This is a genomic window from Paenisporosarcina antarctica (assembly GCF_004367585.1).
Classification (GTDB): Bacteria; Bacillota; Bacilli; order Bacillales_A; family Planococcaceae; genus Paenisporosarcina; species Paenisporosarcina antarctica.
The window spans coordinates 1,084,250-1,101,349 of sequence record NZ_CP038015.1 but is presented as its reverse complement, the minus strand read 5'-3'; the positions used below and the strand labels follow the sequence as shown (position 1 = coordinate 1,101,349).

15 protein-coding genes and 1 other annotated feature are annotated in these 17,100 nt (G+C 37.4%); of the genes, 5 read left to right on the top strand and 10 right to left on the bottom strand.

The annotated features are described in order from the left end of the window. Window positions 1-202: 202 nt before the first annotated feature. Window positions 203-424 (top strand): DeoR family transcriptional regulator, encoded by a 222-nt coding sequence (locus tag E2636_RS05585; protein WP_017379971.1) that lies wholly within the window; start codon window positions 203-205, stop codon window positions 422-424. Window positions 425-483: 59 nt separating this feature from the next. Here the strand turns inward: E2636_RS05585 and E2636_RS05580 are convergent, their stop codons facing one another. After that, window positions 484-1,197, bottom strand: a complete 714-nt coding sequence (locus tag E2636_RS05580) for a pseudouridine synthase (RefSeq protein ID WP_134209318.1) — start codon at window positions 1,195-1,197, stop codon at window positions 484-486. Between the two features lie 12 nt (window positions 1,198-1,209). Continuing rightward, a complete protein-coding gene (locus E2636_RS05575; protein ID WP_134209317.1) occupies window positions 1,210-2,820 on the bottom strand; it encodes a putative polysaccharide biosynthesis protein in 1,611 nt (536 codons plus the stop codon). A 107-nt stretch (window positions 2,821-2,927) separates the two neighbouring features. Between E2636_RS05575 and E2636_RS05570 the strand changes: the two genes are divergently transcribed. Next, the gene (locus E2636_RS05570; RefSeq protein WP_134209316.1) at window positions 2,928-4,214 is read left to right on the top strand and encodes a BaiN/RdsA family NAD(P)/FAD-dependent oxidoreductase; all 1,287 of its coding nucleotides are present in this window, start codon (window positions 2,928-2,930) and stop codon (window positions 4,212-4,214) included. Between the two features lie 335 nt (window positions 4,215-4,549). Here the strand turns inward: E2636_RS05570 and E2636_RS18915 are convergent, their stop codons facing one another. The 7 genes from E2636_RS18915 to E2636_RS05540 form a co-directional block, all read right to left on the bottom strand. Then, window positions 4,550-4,717 carry a hypothetical protein gene (locus tag E2636_RS18915; RefSeq protein WP_166669485.1) on the bottom strand — a complete coding sequence of 56 codons (168 nt, stop codon included), beginning with the start codon at window positions 4,715-4,717 and terminating at the stop codon, window positions 4,550-4,552. Then, on the bottom strand, window positions 4,717-7,131 hold the full coding sequence (gene leuS, locus E2636_RS05565) for a leucine--tRNA ligase (protein WP_134209315.1): 2,415 nt from the start codon (window positions 7,129-7,131) through the stop codon (window positions 4,717-4,719). Before leuS ends, E2636_RS18915 begins: the two co-directional genes overlap by 1 nt. 119 nt (window positions 7,132-7,250) lie before the next feature. Next, window positions 7,251-7,468 (bottom strand) — a binding site (T-box leader). 44 nt (window positions 7,469-7,512) lie between these two features. Continuing rightward, the gene (locus E2636_RS05560) at window positions 7,513-8,280 is read right to left on the bottom strand and encodes a 3-hydroxybutyrate dehydrogenase (RefSeq protein ID WP_134209314.1); all 768 of its coding nucleotides are present in this window, start codon (window positions 8,278-8,280) and stop codon (window positions 7,513-7,515) included. A 132-nt stretch (window positions 8,281-8,412) separates the two neighbouring features. Next, window positions 8,413-9,738: a GntP family permease gene (locus E2636_RS05555; RefSeq protein ID WP_322789589.1), complete on the bottom strand. Its 1,326-nt coding sequence runs from the start codon at window positions 9,736-9,738 to the stop codon at window positions 8,413-8,415. A 49-nt stretch (window positions 9,739-9,787) separates the two neighbouring features. After that, entirely contained in the window at window positions 9,788-10,450 is a 663-nt protein-coding gene (locus E2636_RS05550) for a 3-oxoacid CoA-transferase subunit B (RefSeq protein WP_134209312.1), read from the bottom strand. 20 nt (window positions 10,451-10,470) lie between these two features. Further along, window positions 10,471-11,160: a CoA transferase subunit A gene (locus E2636_RS05545; RefSeq protein ID WP_134209311.1), complete on the bottom strand. Its 690-nt coding sequence runs from the start codon at window positions 11,158-11,160 to the stop codon at window positions 10,471-10,473. Between the two features lie 232 nt (window positions 11,161-11,392). Then, a complete protein-coding gene (locus E2636_RS05540) occupies window positions 11,393-12,733 on the bottom strand; it encodes a sigma-54 interaction domain-containing protein (protein ID WP_134209310.1) in 1,341 nt (446 codons plus the stop codon). 156 nt (window positions 12,734-12,889) lie between these two features. Between E2636_RS05540 and E2636_RS05535 the strand changes: the two genes are divergently transcribed. The 3 genes from E2636_RS05535 to E2636_RS05525 all read left to right on the top strand — a co-directional run bounded on the left by E2636_RS05535 (window position 12,890) and on the right by E2636_RS05525 (window position 15,163). After that, window positions 12,890-13,453: a tRNA 5-(aminomethyl)-2-thiouridylate-methyltransferase MnmM gene (locus E2636_RS05535; RefSeq protein WP_134209309.1), complete on the top strand. Its 564-nt coding sequence runs from the start codon at window positions 12,890-12,892 to the stop codon at window positions 13,451-13,453. Between the two features lie 103 nt (window positions 13,454-13,556). Beyond that, a complete protein-coding gene (locus tag E2636_RS05530; protein ID WP_134209308.1) occupies window positions 13,557-14,636 on the top strand; it encodes a type III polyketide synthase in 1,080 nt (359 codons plus the stop codon). Continuing rightward, window positions 14,627-15,163: an isoprenylcysteine carboxyl methyltransferase family protein gene (locus E2636_RS05525; protein WP_243840732.1), complete on the top strand. Its 537-nt coding sequence runs from the start codon at window positions 14,627-14,629 to the stop codon at window positions 15,161-15,163. The genes E2636_RS05530 and E2636_RS05525 overlap by 10 nt, the downstream gene beginning before the upstream one ends. 280 nt (window positions 15,164-15,443) lie before the next feature. Here the strand turns inward: E2636_RS05525 and E2636_RS05520 are convergent, their stop codons facing one another. Next, window positions 15,444-17,012, bottom strand: coding sequence for an amidohydrolase (locus E2636_RS05520; protein ID WP_134209307.1), 1,569 nt, complete (start codon window positions 17,010-17,012; stop codon window positions 15,444-15,446). Window positions 17,013-17,100: the final 88 nt, after the last annotated feature.

Genomic DNA, 17,100 nt, shown 5'->3' with positions numbered 1-17,100 from the left:
TCTCTGTAAAAGTTAGATATTATGCTAGATAAGATGAGTAATTTATTTTATAATTGAATTGTCAGACAACAGTAGTCTGATGAACAATTAGAAAAGGGGCTGTTTACGGCACTCTATTTAATCAACCGAGTCTTCTAATGACTCAATGTCGTCCGCTAGTCTTAGCCAAGAGAACATAAGATGAAGGAGTGTGGTTCAACAAATGAAACCAACTACTGATCGGATGCTTAATCGGATTAAAGATGTGTATATGTTCATCCGAGATCACGGAATTGTAACGACACAAGATTTAGTCGATGAGTTCGGCATCACTCCTCGCACCGTCCAAAGAGATTTGAACGTGTTAGCCTTTAATGACTTGGTCAGCAGTCCGAGTCGTGGCAGTTGGACAACGACGAGCAAACGTGTGAAAATGACATCTTAGATATTGTTCAAACATTTGAACACGCACTTCAATAAAAAAGAATGACCGAGAAATCTCGGTCATTCTTTTTTTTGTAATGTCTCTAATTCTTCCTCAGTTAAATGGCGATAATCCCCAAGCTCAAGTGTTTCATCCAATCTTAGTGACCCCATCGACATACGTTTTAAATATGTCACTTTCTTCCCAACGGATTCAAACATTCGTTTCACTTGATGGAACTTACCCTCCATTATTGTTAACTCAATTTCAGACACTTCTCCGCTTAATAATATAGTAAGTTTACCTGGTTTGGTAAAATAACCATCTTCCAAAGTTACACCTTCTTTAAACTTCTTCACATCATCTTCAGTTACTTTACCTTCAATCACAGCAAAATATAGTTTCGGTACATGTTTTTTCGGAGATAACAACTGATGTGACAAGTGGCCATTATTCGTTAGAATTAACAGCCCTTCCGTGTCTTTATCTAAACGTCCCACCGGAAAAGGCTTAAAGTGCTGCGCTAATGGATCAAGTAAATCAATGACAGTTTGGTCATATTTATCTTCCGTAGCCGAAATAACTCCGGGTGGTTTATTCATCATTAAGTAAATAAATTCTGTATAAATCACTTTTTCACCAAATACTATAATTTGATCAGTATTCGAATCGACATGCATAGATACATCTTTCGCAAAAACGCCATTTACTTCAACCGCTTTTGATTTTAATAAGATTTTTACTTCTTTCCTTGAGCCGTAGCCCATATTAGAAAGTAATTTATCTAATCTCATAATAGAACCACCTTAAAGACCTAATTTTTTCGTGTATTTCGTTAAACGCTCGCCAAATAACTTTTGTGCGATCCCTAAACGAATTCCAATTGCACCATAAACTAATCCGCCGATAGTACCCACAATCAAAATGATAAGAAGAGCTCCAAATTTGGATTCTGCTGGCATAATTTGAAGCAATAACATACGAACAATTACAACCACAATTAGCATCGCTACATTTATCAATGTAATCAGAATAATTCTTCGAACTAATAGCTTAGAACGATAATTTTGAGTGATAACTAAAACCGCGAAATTCATAAAAATTGCGACACTGTAACCGATGATCGTCGCTGCAATAGCGCCATTTGTTTCCCACATGCCAATTAGTGGTGTATTTAACGCTAATTTAATCAATAACCCAATGAGTAAGTTTAGTATAATCCATTTCTGCTGATTGATTCCTTGTAAAATTGCAGCAGTTACTGGGAATAAACTAAACAGAATTGCAACTGGTAAATAATGAGCAAGAATATCAGAACCTATTAAACTTTGTTCATAAAATAAGTGATATAATTCGCTTGCTAAAACCGTCATTCCAATTACTGCAGGAAGTGTTAAAAAGCAAAGCATTTGGAAGGTTTTATCCAGAGTGTTAGACAATTGTTTATGTTCATTAAGTGTAAAGTATTTAGTAACCAATGGAATTAAAGCCATTGAAAACCCCGTAGCAAGCATAACGGGAATCATCACTAATTTATGAGATTGCAAATTCAATATACTTAGATAAACACTTGATTTAGTTGCTTGTTCCGAGTCAATCATTGCTCGATTAAATGTCAGTAAATCAACAAATTGAAACAATGGATTGGCTACGCCTAAAAAGACAACTGGCACTGCATAAACAAGAATCTCTTTATACATATCAGTCAATTTAACATCGTGTGAAGTGGTAGACCCCTGTAGTAATAGATTATATTCTGGTTTCTTTTTACGCCAGTAATAATAAAGGACAACAAGTCCACCAAGTGCACCTATAAACGCAGATAATACAGCTACTTGAATCGCTAATTTAGGTGTCCCATTAAATATGGTTAATACTAGGTAAGCCCCAGCTAATAGAAATAAAATACGCACGATTTGTTCAATCAATTGAGAGACAGCAGTAGGCATCATAAAACTATATCCTTGGAAAAACCCTCTTATTAAACTCATAAAAGGTACAACAATCAGAGCAAAGCTCACCCATCGAATGACATCTGCCACATCAGCAACTGTAAATATTTTCTCCTTCTCACTAATGAATATCTTTGCCAATGGTTCAGCGAAGAAATATAAGAATAGAAATGAAATAAATCCAGTGACCATCATTGCGAAAAGTCCAGACTTCAATAGTCGTCTGCCAGTCTGATAGTCTCCTAATGAATTATATTTAGAAACATATTTTGAAAAAGCTAAAGGCGCTCCTGAAATCGCAACAGCTAGCATAAGATTATATGGAATATATGCATATTGATATAGACCAATATTGTCTTCTCCGACCATCGAATAGAATGGGATAATATAAATAACCCCTAATATTTTTGACAGAAATAATCCAAGTGTTAGAATAGCAGTTCCTTTTAAAAAATTATTTGACATGTTTAACTTCCTGACTTAAATATTTTAACCTACAAGATATTCTACCCCTAGGACAACAAAACCACAAATAGTTTATAATAGAGAAAAAAGAGAAAGTGTGTTTAGACATGTATGATGTGATAATTGTCGGAGGCGGTCCCTCAGGTTTAATGGCAGCCATTGCTGCAGGTGAAATTGGAAAGAAAGTATTACTTCTTGAAAAAGGGAAAAAACTCGGGAAAAAATTAGCCATTTCCGGTGGTGGACGATGCAATGTAACAAATCGGTTAACTCAAGAAGAAATCGTTAAACATATACCGGGAAATGGCCGATTTTTATATAGCCCCTTCTCTGTTTTTAACAACGAAGATATTATTACCTTCTTTGAAGGTCTTGGTGTTGAATTAAAAGAGGAAGATCATGGTCGTATGTTCCCTGTTTCAAATCGTGCACAAGACGTAGTAGATACGTTAGTTCGACAATTGGAAAAGCTACACGTAGATGTTCTCTTCGAACGTCCAGTTGAGAAACTTCTTATGAATGATGAGCAAATTCTAGGTGTGAAGCTTAAAAATGGCGAAGAATTACTGAGTAAGTCAGTTGTTCTAGCGGTTGGTGGGAAAGCTGTTCCACAAACTGGCTCTACTGGCGACGGCTATCCTTGGGCGGAACGCGCAGGACATACAGTCACTAAATTATATCCGACTGAAGTTCCTTTGTTGTCAGATGAACAGTTCATACGTTCAAAGGAACTTCAAGGGTTGGCACTTCGTGATGTAGCCGTATCTGTTTTAAATAAAAAAGGAAAAGTACTTATTACACATCAAATGGACATGTTATTTACCCACTTTGGTTTAAGTGGTCCTGCCATTTTACGTTGCAGTCAGTATGTAGTCAAAGAACGAATGAAAAATGGCGAATTACCTGTGAATATGGTGATTAACGCCTTGCCAAATGAAAATGCAGAATCTGCTTTTCAACTATTATTTAAGTTAATGAAAGAAGATGCGAAAAAATCACTTAAAAATGTTTGGAAAGGTATCGCACCAGAACGTTGGTTATTATTTTTACTTAATCGTGCTGGGATAGAACCAAATGAAATTGGTGCTAATCTGTCAAACGAAAGAGTTCGTGATTTGGCAGTCTTATTGACATCATTTACGATGAAAGTAAATGGAACACAACCGATTGAAAAAGCATTTGTCACCGGTGGCGGAGTGTCTATTAAAGAGATTGAACCCAAAACAATGGCTTCTAAGAAAAAACCAGGTTTGTATTTCTGTGGAGAAATCTTAGATATTCACGGCTATACTGGTGGCTACAATATTACATCCGCACTCGTAACAGGGAAAATTGCAGGCATGAGTGCTGCTCTATATGCAAAAAACATTCCTTTTGAACCAGTTGAGTATTGAAATAAGATGACTGTTTTAACAAATAATTTAAGATGTACCTGCTATAAAAAGATTTTACACAAATTATCGACTTGAGTTTCCGGGTCGCTTTGAATTTTAACCTGATGAACCATAGCCTCTATAATAAAAGACGCCTAATAAAGTGACGTTATTACTTTATTAGGCGTCTTTCGTATAGATAATTTTGTGGCGTATTCGTGACCGTCACTTTAATCGAATGTGAGAGGCCAATTTTGATAGTCGTGTATCTTATCTTTTAGTTACCTGAATTCGAATAAGCGAGAGATGGCATTGGCCACCTCTCGCTTATTTAGATCTCTTGGTCCGATGTTACGTTACCCAGCAAAATAAAAGGCAATAGCGAATGAAATCAATGAAATGACAAAGACACTTATGGCCATTCGTTTATTTGGTCTTGATATTTCTGGGTGACGTAAAATCGTGAAAAGTTTCCAGGAAAATGCGAGTATTACAAGTAAAATCACCAAAAGTATTGGTTCCATTAGCCGACCACAATATTAACTAACTTACCTGGGATTGCAATTAGTTTCTTAATGTCTTTACCATCAAGAATTTCAATTACTTGTGTATCTTCTAACACTACTTTTTCCAACTCTGCTTTCGTAAGATCTTTACTCACGACAATTTTGGTGCGAATTTTCCCGTTAAATTGAATGACCATTTCAATTTCATTTTCAATTAATTTAGATTCATCAAATGTAGGCCATGTCTCATAAGAAATTGTTTCAGTTGCTCCAAGCTTTTCCCATAGCTCTTCAGCTATATGCGGTACAAGTGGCGCTAATAATTGAACAAATCCTTTTGCATATTCAATCGGAATTTGGGACGTTTTATATGCCTCATTAATAAATACCATCATTTGTGAAATTGCTGTATTGAACCGAATACCTTCATAGTCTTCAGTCACTTTTTTAACAGTTTGATGATATCCTTTTTCAAGTTTCCCATCATTTGCTTTGACAATTTTACTACTAACTGAACCGTCTTCATTGATAAACAAACGCCAAATGCGGTCTAAGAATCGACGAGCACCGTCAAGTCCATTTTCTGACCAAGCAATGGATGCGTCAAGTGGACCCATAAACATTTCATATAAACGAAGAGTATCAGCCCCATGGCTTTCCACGATGTCGTCAGGATTTACTACGTTCCCTTTAGATTTAGACATTTTTTCGTTATTTTCTCCCAAAATCATGCCTTGGTTGAATAGTTTTTGGAATGGTTCTTTGGTAGGAACAACCCCAATGTCATACAGCACCTTGTGCCAGAATCTAGCGTACAACAAATGAAGTACTGCATGTTCTGCCCCACCAATATAAATATCCACTGGTAACCAACGCTTTATTAATTCAGGATCCGCGATTGCTTGATCGTTTGTTGGATCTAGATAGCGAAGATAATACCAACAGCTACCTGCCCAGTTTGGCATCGTATTGGTCTCACGACGACCTTTCATACCTGTTTTCGGATCTACTACATTAACCCACTCTTCAATTTTGGCAAGTGGCGATTCTCCTGTTCCACTTGGTTTTATATCTGTTGCTTTCGGCAAAATTAATGGAAGGTCAGCTTCATCAATTGCTTTAGTAGTGCCATCTTCCCAGTGGATAACTGGAATCGGTTCTCCCCAGTAACGTTGACGGCTAAATAACCAGTCGCGCAGGCGATACGTCACTTTCTTTTCACCCGCACCATTTTCTTCAAACCAAGCAATGGATTTTTCAATTGCTTGTATTTTATCCAGTCCATTTAGGAAATCAGAGTTTATGTGTTTGCCTTCTCCAACATAAGCTTCTTTTGTAATATCTCCGCCTGCCACAACTTCAACAATTGGAAGGTCAAATTGCTTCGCAAATTCATAGTCACGATCATCATGAGCCGGAACAGCCATGATTGCTCCAGTACCATAAGTAGCTAAGACATAATCAGCAATCCAAATTGGCATTTTCTCTCCATTTACTGGATTTAAAGCGTACGCACCCGTAAACACACCCGTTTTTGATTTAGCTAGATCAGTCCGTTCCAAATCACTTTTCAACTTTACAGAATCTATATAGCTTACTACTGCTTCACGTTTGTCTTCAGTTGTAATGTCTTTTACTAAAGGATGTTCCGGTGCCAGCACAGCATAGGTAGCACCAAAAATTGTATCTGGTCGTGTTGTAAATCCTCTGAACGCATGGTCAGAACCTTCCACTTTAAATGTCAGTTCGGCACCTTCTGAGCGACCCACCCAGTTACGCTGCATGTCTTTAATACTTTCTGGCCAATCCAAATCATCAAGATCTTCAATTAAGCGATCTGCATACGCTGTGATTTTTAACATCCATTGCTTCATTGGACGTCTTTCAACAGGATGTCCGCCACGTTCTGACTTGCCATCAATGACTTCTTCATTTGCAAGAACTGTTCCAAGAGCAGGACACCAGTTCACAGCCACTTCATCAATGTAAGCTAAGCCTTTTTTATGAAGTTGCAAGAATATCCATTGTGTCCATTTGTAATAAGACGGATCAGTTGTATTAACTTCTCGTTCCCAATCATATGAAAATCCAAGTTCTTGAATTTGACGTTTGAATGTAGCGATGTTTTTCGCTGTAAATTCAGCAGGGTCGTTACCCGTATCCAGCGCATATTGTTCTGCAGGTAATCCGAATGCATCCCAGCCCATCGGATGTAGTACATTGTAACCTTGCATACGCTTAAAACGACTTAATATATCAGTAGCGGTATAGCCTTCTGGATGTCCCACATGCAACCCTGCTCCTGACGGGAATGGGAACATATCAAGTGCATAAAACTTTGGTTTTGATGGATCTTCACCCGTTTTAAATGTGTTATTTTGTGCCCAATGCTTTTGCCATTTCTTTTCAATGTGTAAATGATTAAAATTCATACTTTTTTCCTCCCATTGATGAGAAAAACACATATTTATACCACGATAGTAAAATATAATGTTTTTTCTTCTGCTGATTTTCAAAAAAATAAAAAAACCCTCGTCCATTAGTCAAAAGACTAAGGGACGAGAGTTATACATATACTCCCGCGGTACCACCCAAATTAGCAAAGAATTGCTCAACTTGTTTCCTTAACGCGGAAAACGGCATCGGTTACTACTACTTCACCACTGCAGACTCCAAGGCGAGTTCGATAAGTTGTGTTACCGACTTCCACCACCCGTCGGTTCTCTAGTAAACACAAGATTATGTACTAATCCTCTTCACAGCCTAACACTATTGTTTTTTATTGTAATCGAAGTTTTCAGAAAGCACAAGCGCTATTGGACGGTATACCCCCCATCTAGAACGACTGCCTGCCCTGTCATCCCTTTTGCACCTTCACTTGATAAGAACATCGCTAAATCAGCAATTTCTTTCACATCAAGCAAACGCTTTTGAGGAACGAGTGGATAGATCACATCTTCGAGCACGGATTCTAGTGGAACTTTTCGAGTTGTCGCAAGATCTTGTAGTTGATTACGTACAAGTGGCGTGTCTACATACCCTGGGCAAATAGCATTAACGGTAATACCTGCAGTAGCTGTTTCAAGTGCAGCAACTTTCGTTAAACCGATGACTCCGTGTTTTGCAGAGTTATAAGCTGCTTTTCCAGCAAATCCTACTAATCCATTAATGGATGCCATATTGATAATTCGTCCAAATCCTTGTTTTCTCATCTGTGGTAATACATTTTTCGTGGCTATAAATGGAGCAGTTAACATAATTTTTATTAGTAATTCAAAACGTTCTGTTGGAAAATCTTCTAACATGGCTACATGTTGCATACCTGCATTGTTAATCAAAATATCTAGTCTTCCAAAATGAGCAATCGTTTCTTCAATTGATTTCACAATATCAGATTCTATGGTTACGTCGCATTTTAAACCAATTGCATTGAATCCAAGTGAATTTGCTGCTTCTTTTACTTTTTCTTCATTCAAATCAGTCAAAACCACTTTCGCACCTGCTTGAGCAAACTCGCGAGCGATTTCAAAACCAATTCCTTGTGCTGCACCTGTAATGAATAAAACTTTATCTTTTACCATTATATGTCCCTCCATCGAAAAATACCGTTTGCACCCAATCCAGGGTTTGATGATAATTTCTTATATTGTTATTCATTGGCTTGTCAATTCAAGTTAAGAAAAAAATCAGCCGCACGAGGCGGCTGAATACAATTAATTAATACCAATACCAAATGAGAATAATATGATAGCGATTATTACTCCAATGACCGGAGTTACGACTGTTGTCGCTGCTACAGCCCAGTAAGCTGCACTATATTTTTCCCCACAGATGGAATGAATAGTTGTAACAACATAGCCATTATGTGGAAGTGAATCAAGTGCTCCAGATGAAATGGCCACAACACGGTGTAACGCTTCAGGGTTAACACCAGCATCCATATAACCTGGTGCTAATAATGGTAAAGCAATAGCTTGCCCACCAGAAGCTGAACCAGTCATACCTGCGATAACCGATACGGCTACTGCTGCGCCAATCAATGGTGAACCAGGAAGACTTGCCATTGCATCAACAGCTACACCGAAAGCAGGAACCGCTTTGGCTACTCCTCCGAAACCTACAACCGCAGCCGTGTTACCAATTGCGATAATCGCACCTACAGTACCCGCAGAAACTGCTTCCCATGGTGCTTTAAAGTATTTCCAACTAACGATAAATGTTGCAATAATTCCACCAAGCAAGGCAACAATTAACGCTGAAGTTTTTAATTCATCGTGGAAAATGAACGAAATTACCAGTACAACCAATAATGGAATCATTGATAAGAAGGGATTAGGTAATGGCCTTGTGACATCAAATGTAGGATCCGTCTCACGATTTTCAAAATGCTCACCTTTATTGACTGCTTTACTAATAATTTTTTTCAACCACCAGTACCCAAAGACTGCCATGAATGCAGCTACGATAAGACTAACTTCCCATCCTGCAAACTGATTAGTCCCTAAAAATGGAATTGGAATCCAGTTTTGAATTTCTGGAGAACCCGCAGAAGTCATCGTGAATGTAACAGACCCTAATGCTAACGTCGCTGGGATAAAACGACGTGGTAAATCTGCTTGTTTAAATAACGAAATAGCCATTGGATATACAGAAAATGCTACGACGAACAAACTAACTCCACCGTATGTAAGAACAGCACAAGCAAGTACAAGTGCAAGCACAGCAAATTTCATGCCTAATTTCTCAACAAACCATTTTGCAACTGCATCAGCAGCACCACTGTCTTCCATTACTTTCCCGAAAACAGCACCTAGTAAGAACATAAGATACCAAGCTAATATGAACGATGTAAAACCTGTCATATAACTGGTAACGAAGTTTGGAGCTCCTTCCGCAACCAATTGAGGAAATAATGGCAATCCACTCATCAGAGCGACAAATAAAGCAGCGACTGGACCACCGATCAGAATGTTAACACCTTTCAACGTTAAGGTAATAAGTAAAGCTAGTCCCCCTATAAGACCAATCATACCTAACACAATACTAGTATCCATGAACAAATTTCCCCCGAAATTTTATTAAGACGATTTACAACTGAACATTTTCTTTTACATTAGTTACATCTAGAGAAGCTTCAGTAGAATCAATGACGTCTTGAACAGAGAATCCTTCGAAAACTTCTTTTAAAACTAAACCACTTGGAGTTACTTCAATTAATCCACGTTCCGTAATAATTTTGTTTACTACGCCTTTACCGGTTAACGGCAAGTCACATTGTTTTTTAATTTTGGCAGAACCGTCTTTTGAAACATGATCCATAATGACAATGATTTTCTTGGCACCATGTACTAAGTCCATTGCGCCACCCATTCCTTTAATCATTTTCCCTGGAATCATCCAGTTAGCAAGATCCCCAGTCTCTGAAACTTCCATACCACCTAGAATGGCAACATCAACGTGGCCACCGCGAATCATTGCAAATGATTCAGCACTTGTGAAAAATGCAGAACCGGGAATAGTAGTCACCGTTTCTTTACCTGCATTAATTAAATCTGGATCAACTTCATTTTCTGTAGGATATGGTCCTATACCTAGCAATCCATTTTCTGATTGAAGAACAACCGTTTTATTAGGAGAAATATAGTTAGCAATTAATGTAGGCATCCCTATTCCTAAATTCACATAATCCCCGTCTTCAATTTCTTGTTCAGCTCGAATAGCAATTCGTTCTCTAGAATTTACTTTTCCCATGTTGTTTGTCTCCTCCTGTCCTATGAACGAGTCGTTAAACGTTCAATCCGTTTTTCTTGTGATGCTTGTAGTAGTCCTTGCACATAAATGCTTGGTGTATGAATAGAGTGCGGATCCAAGTCGCCTGTTTCCACAATTTCTTCTACTTCTGCAATTGTGAATTTCCCTGCAGCTGCCATCATCGGATTAAAGTTCTGAGCTGTTTTGTTATAGACAAGATTACCAAACTTATCAGCTTTCGCTGCACGTACAAGAGCAAAATCAGCACGTAACGCTTCTTCAAGTACATATTCTTTGCCATCATACTCACGAATTTCTTTTCCTTCAGCTATTATTGTTCCAACGCCTGCCGGTGTAAAGAATGCGGGAATACCAGCACCACCTGCACGAATTTTTTCTGCTAAAGTACCTTGTGGCGTCAACTCCACTTCAATCTCACCAGATAATACTTGACGTTCAAATTCTTTATTTTCACCAACATATGAACCAATCATTTTTTTGATTTGTCTATTTTTCAATAAAAGACCGAGACCCCAGTCATCTACACCACAGTTATTTGAAATGATTGTTAAATCTTTTACTCCTTTATCTACAAGTGCAAGAATCATTTTTTCAGGTATTCCTACTAAGCCGAAACCACCTACCATTAAAGTCATGCCATCTTGAATTTGTTGTACAGCCTCTTCTGCAGAAGAATATATTGGCTTCATCAGGTTTCCTCCTTACAAGAATTAGTTAAAATTTTGTGAAAAAGCGCTTTCATTAGTTATTAAAACAGATGCGGAATATTCACGCAATAGCACTTGTGACAACTTTTTGTCGAGACTTACTACTTACCAGTCCGAAATATCGGATATTATTAAAAAAATTCAATAATACCACATTTTAGCAGAATAATATAATCCGGAATCCCGGAAACTAGTCCGCTTTTTCGGAATTAGGTCATAAGTTGTGTTTTTTTATTTTTTCATATAATGTCGAACGACTAAGACCTAATTGTTTAGCAATTACTCTCTTATCTTTTTCATCTTCTAATAATTCTTGAATCATTGTACGTTCCAGGTCCTCAATCGCATCTTGTAAATTCACAAATTGATTAAGAGACTTTCTCCTTGCTAGCTTTAATTGTTCTGGTAAAACTGAAGGCTCAATTATTTCATCTTCGGCTAAATACACAGCTGCTTGTATTACATTTTGTAGTTCTCGAACATTTCCAGGCCAATGGTAGCTTTGTAAGTACTCTCTAGTTTTGCTAGCGAGTACTAGCCTACGTTTTCCTACTTTTAATATATATTGCTGTAAAAATGTATTCGCTAGTTCTGTAAAATCTTCCATTCGTTCTCGCAACGGGGGGATGCGTAGCGTAATGGTTTGGATACGATAGTACAAATCTTCCCGGAATTTGCCTTGTTCAATTAAGTGTTCAATTGGTCGATTAGTGGCTGCAAGTATACGTACACTTACTTGAGTAGAGATATGTGAGCCAATTGGTTCAATCTCTCCTTCTTGAATAGCACGAAGTAGCTTCGCTTGAATGGTGAGTGGCATGGCACCAATTTCATCAATAAACAAGGTACCTTTATCGGCTAATTCAAAACGACCTTTTCTAAATATATTTCTGGATTCATCATAACTACCAAAAATCTCTTCTTCTAGTAATTCAGCTGGAATAGCTGCACAATTAATTTTCACAAAGGGCAAATCTGTTCGATCGGATTGTTCATGGATACTTTGTGCAAATAGCTCTTTTCCTGTTCCACTTTCTCCTTCAATTAAGACGGACAAATCGCTTGGTGCAATCATTTGAATCGTTTCTTTTATCGAGCGAATCGCTTTAGAGCTTCCTTTTATATCTTCTAAATGGGATTTGGGTTCAGAATTTTCTGAAATCATCTGAATTTTATCCATAGTCGTCCTTACATGAGAACTTAATTTTTTCCAATCAGTCATATCACGAAAAACGACACTTCCAAAAGCACCAACAATCTCTCCATCTACAATTAATGGCACGCGATTCGCAAGCATATATGTCCCCTTAATGTAATGTGGGGATGCTACATCGGCTAATCCAGATTTTATAACTTCGTGCATTTTAGTGTTTTCTATAACTTCTTCTACGGGTTGACCAATTGCTTGAGTTCGCGAAACTTCTAAAAATTCACAGTAATCTTCATTAATATATAGAATACGAGCATCTTTATCGACCACAACAAACCATTGAAATGCATTTTCAAGTATTTGTGTAAGGACAGACTCTGGTAAATGTTGAAATACAGAATTCATTTTCTCACCCCTCCTTTGCGATTCGTTCTTTTCTATTTTCCCAAACTATACGTAATTATGCAAAAATTGAATTAAATTATGGTAGAATTACTTAATAGAAAAGTACTTTTATGTGAAATTAGCAATGAAATACGATACAGGTAAGGTGTCAGTTTAATGAAACTTGAACGAGTTCTACCATTTGTAAAAACATTATTAAAAAGGACAATTTCTCCAGGTGATACTGTGATTGACGCTACAGCTGGCAATGGGCATGATACACTCTTCCTTTCGCAATTAGTGGGCTCTACAGGGCATGTTTACGCCTTTGATGTTCAAAAAACAGCCATTGATGCTACGCTTTTACGTTTAGACGAAATGAGAGCTCATGCAACTGTTATCCATGCGGGTCATGAATTGATAGCGCAATATGTTACAAAAGAAATTTCAGCTGCTGTTTTTAATCTTGGCTATTTGCCTGGCGCAGACCATTCGATCATTACTCAATCTAAAACGACTATTACTGCCATTAAAAGTTGTCTCAAGTTAATAAAAGTTGGTGGACTGGTTGTGCTGGTTGTTTATCACGGTCATGAGGGTGGAGATGATGAGAGAGATGCATTAATTGACTATTTACAAAGTCTCCCTCAATCCTTTGTAAATGTATTAAAATACGAATTTATTAATCAAAAAAACCATCCGCCATTTGTTTTGGCGATTGAAAAAATAAAACAACAATGAAAACCTAAAGGAAGCTATTTATTTAGCTTCCTTTAGGTTTTTTTGAATATCTTTATGAAAATTGGAAAAACTAGGAGTATCATCTTTATACAAGGAGAGCCATATGCCAAAAATTCAATCTGTCAATTCTTTTCTTCCTTCTTATAATTACTCTCAACAAGATGCATCCACTTTATTAAAGCATTTATTTACTGACCATTACCCAGATTTAGATCGGATGCTCAAAGTTTTTGAAAATGGTGAAATCCAATCCCGACAATTTTGCGTACCAATTGAATGGTTTGAACATTCCCATGATTTAGAAGAACGCAATCGATTATATATTGAATTAGCCACTTCTTACGGAGTATTGGCCATTAATGCATGCCTTCAAAATAAAGAACTTTTGGTTGATTCTGTTCATCCTTCCGAAATTGACGCCATTTTCTTTATCTCGAGTACAGGTTTTTCTACACCTAGTATTGATGCACGTATTATTAACGAACTCCCTTTTTCTGATTCTATTAAACGGATTCCTATATGGGGGTTGGGCTGTGCTGGTGGTGCTTCTGGTTTAAGTCGAGCGAATGATTATTGTTTAGCCCATCCTACGGCGAAGGTGCTCGTGTTATGTGTGGAGTTATGTAGTTTAACATTCCAACCCAATGACTTTACCAAAAGTAATTTAATTGGTGCTTCTTTATTTGCTGATGGTGCTGCTTGTGCCTTAGTTTGTGGGAATGAGGTCGAGATAGGTTCTAAGAAAAATTGTCCAGTAGTTATTGCAACTTCTTCTAAAATTATGGCCAATTCAGAAAATGTCATGGGCTGGGCTATAAAAAATGATGGTCTGCATGTAATTTTTTCTAAAAGTATTCCATCGATTATAGAAAAGTGGCTTGAGCCCTTTGTTACGGAGTTTTTATCGGAGCATCATCTAACTTCGATTCAACTTGACCATTTCATTGCACATCCAGGAGGAAAAAAAGTATTATCTGCATACGAGAAAGCGCTTGGATTCGACTCTTCAAAAACAGCTATATCAAGAGATATCTTAAAAAGACATGGCAATATGTCCTCCCCAACAGTTCTTTATGTATTAGAAGCATTTATGAAGTTGGATTGTTCTCCTGGAGAAAAAGGATTATTAACAGCCCTAGGTCCAGGATTTAGCGGTGAGCTGGTGTTACTTGAATGGCAGTAGAAATGATCGTTTTCATAAGTGTAATAGGATTTGTCATCGTTCAAAGAATTGTTGAACTATTTGTCGCTCGAAATAATGAAATATGGATGCGTTCACAAGGTGCCTATGAAGTCGGTGCCAGTCACTATCCGTTTATGTTGGCTATACATGTTGGGTTTTTTATTAGTTTAATCTTTGAGTTTGTCATTTTGGGGCGAAGTCTATCGGCTAACTTCTTGCTATTCCTCGTCATTTTTTTGGTTCTGCAAATGATGAGAGTGTGGGTTATTTCTTCTCTAGGTAGATTTTGGAATACGAAAATCATCGTTTTACCAGGTGCTCCTGTGGTTAATAAAGGACCATTCCGACTCATTAAACATCCTAATTATATTGTCGTATCCTGTGAAATTTTTATTATCCCATTAATGTTTGGAGCTTATTTTACGGCACTGGTGTTTACTTTATTGAATTTAATTATTTTGAGCATACGTATTCCTATTGAAGAGGCGGCATTGCGTGAAGTGACTAATTATAAGCAAGTGTTTTAATTAATATGAATTTTAGGCTTTAGGTTTAGCAACTATTTTGATTAGGAGTTGATCTTTCGTTTAATCGGCTTCGATTCATTTTTTATCCGCTTCACAACAGTTTTATTCGGCTTCAACAAAGATTTTATCCGCTTTATCAATGTTTAACTCGAATTAACCCATTTTTTACCAATAAATACACTTTTATTACATGTCATATTGCCAAGTGAAAAAGCAAGTAGCATTTAGCTACTTGCTTTTTGGTATTATTGATTCGCTTAAGTGTGATGAACTCAGATTATTATTTTTCAAAAATAATATCGCCAGCAATAATTGTTTTCATTACTTGTGCTTCTAGTACTTGTTCATCTGGTCCAATAAATAAGTCGCGATCAAATACTGTTAAATCTGCATCAAAATTGATATCAATATAGCCTCGTTGGTGTTCTTTGCTAATAGCTTGCGCACTACCAATTGTGTATAGAGCAATTGCTTCATAACGACTAAGTTTTTCTTCGGGCTGATAGCCATCGTGAGTTTCTCCCGGTTTTTTCCTTGCAATCGCTGCGTATAGACCTAGACGTACATCTACTTCTTCAATTGGCGAGTCTGACCCACCACTGCATATAATTCCGCGCTTTATTAACTTTTTCCATGCGTATGCCCAGTCAAGTCGAGCTTCTCCTAATCGGTCTTTAACCCATGGGAAGTCTGAAGACACAAAACTAGGCTGAATATCCAAAACGATATTTAGTTTTTGCAAGCGTATAACTAAATCTTCACGCAATACATTGGCATGAATTAAACGATCTCGTTTCCCTAATGGAACAGGATGTTTTTCAATTGCCAATATAATCATTTCCATGCCTAAGTCACCTATTGCATGAACCGCTATCGCTTGTCCGTAAGATCGCGCTTTTGCTACAAGCATATTTAATTCATCTTGTGAATGAATTGACACACCATGAGTTGTCGGGTCATCCGCATACGGTTTACTAAGTAACGCTGTACGTCCACCAAGAGCGCCATCTATAAATATTTTCATGGCACCGGGTTCAATCCATGGCTCGTCGTATGTCGCTTCTTCCATCATTTTGTCAATCACTGTATGGTGACGCAACAAATTTACACGGAATTTTCGTCCATTCCCAATAACTTGTTTAAAGGCTTGAAGTGGTTTAGGATAATCTCCGTAATAACTCATGTCCTCAGTATGAACTCCAGTAAACCCACGTGATACTAAATCTTCTACTGCAGCCTCTAATGAAAGAACCAATTGTGTGATGGACACTTCTGGAACGTGTTTTTCAACAAATGCTTTTGCTCCATCCAGCAAATAACCTGTAGGTTCGCCCATCTCATCTCTTACAATGACACCGTCATTTGGATCAGGAGTATCCTTTGTGATTCCTGCTATTTCAAGTGCAGCTGAATTAACAATTACAGCATGACGGCAAACTCTTTTTAACATAAGTGGGCTCGTTGACAACTTATCTAGATCATAACGAGAAAGTATTTTTTTATCTGCAAAATTGTTTTCATTCCAACCTTCCGCAACAAACCATTCGCCACTTGGATGTTGCTTCAAAAGTTTTTGCAAATCCTTAGTCATTTCTACTGAAGATGTGTAAGTAGAAAGATCGATGTACCGCAATTTATCTCCGTGTCCAATCATATGTATATGGCTATCAACAAATCCAGGATAGACAAACGAACCCTCTAAATCGACCAATTCCTCAGCAAGATTCTTTAAATCTTCAAACAAACCAATTTTAATAATTTTCCCATTTTCCACTAATATGGCTTCTATTGTATCGACTGAATTTTTCATCGTATAAAACGTTGCATGATGAAAACAAATTTTTGTCATGTTAGCACCCCTCTTTCTTTAAGAATAAAACAAAAACCGTCACATTCACAATAGAATGCAGACGGGTTTGACAATTTTTTTTGTGATA

Excerpts from the sequence above, each read along its gene's own strand:
- E2636_RS05575 (WP_134209317.1), bottom strand. The coding sequence starts at position 2,820 with ATGTCAAATAATTTTTTAAAAGGAACTGCTATTCTAACACTTGGATTA.
- E2636_RS05550 (WP_134209312.1), bottom strand. The coding sequence starts at position 10,450 with ATGGGAAAAGTAAATTCTAGAGAACGAATTGCTATTCGAGCTGAACAA.
- E2636_RS05535 (WP_134209309.1), top strand. The coding sequence starts at position 12,890 with ATGAAACTTGAACGAGTTCTACCATTTGTAAAAACATTATTAAAAAGG.
- E2636_RS05570 (WP_134209316.1), top strand. The coding sequence starts at position 2,928 with ATGTATGATGTGATAATTGTCGGAGGCGGTCCCTCAGGTTTAATGGCA.
- E2636_RS05545 (WP_134209311.1), bottom strand. The coding sequence starts at position 11,160 with ATGAAGCCAATATATTCTTCTGCAGAAGAGGCTGTACAACAAATTCAA.
- E2636_RS05525 (WP_243840732.1), top strand. The coding sequence starts at position 14,627 with ATGGCAGTAGAAATGATCGTTTTCATAAGTGTAATAGGATTTGTCATC.
- E2636_RS05540 (WP_134209310.1), bottom strand. The coding sequence starts at position 12,733 with ATGAATTCTGTATTTCAACATTTACCAGAGTCTGTCCTTACACAAATA.
- E2636_RS05585 (WP_017379971.1), top strand. The coding sequence starts at position 203 with ATGAAACCAACTACTGATCGGATGCTTAATCGGATTAAAGATGTGTAT.
- leuS (WP_134209315.1), bottom strand. The coding sequence starts at position 7,131 with ATGAATTTTAATCATTTACACATTGAAAAGAAATGGCAAAAGCATTGG.
- E2636_RS05580 (WP_134209318.1), bottom strand. The coding sequence starts at position 1,197 with ATGAGATTAGATAAATTACTTTCTAATATGGGCTACGGCTCAAGGAAA.
- E2636_RS05560 (WP_134209314.1), bottom strand. The coding sequence starts at position 8,280 with ATGGTAAAAGATAAAGTTTTATTCATTACAGGTGCAGCACAAGGAATT.
- E2636_RS18915 (WP_166669485.1), bottom strand. The coding sequence starts at position 4,717 with ATGGAACCAATACTTTTGGTGATTTTACTTGTAATACTCGCATTTTCC.
- E2636_RS05520 (WP_134209307.1), bottom strand. The coding sequence starts at position 17,012 with ATGACAAAAATTTGTTTTCATCATGCAACGTTTTATACGATGAAAAAT.
- E2636_RS05530 (WP_134209308.1), top strand. The coding sequence starts at position 13,557 with ATGCCAAAAATTCAATCTGTCAATTCTTTTCTTCCTTCTTATAATTAC.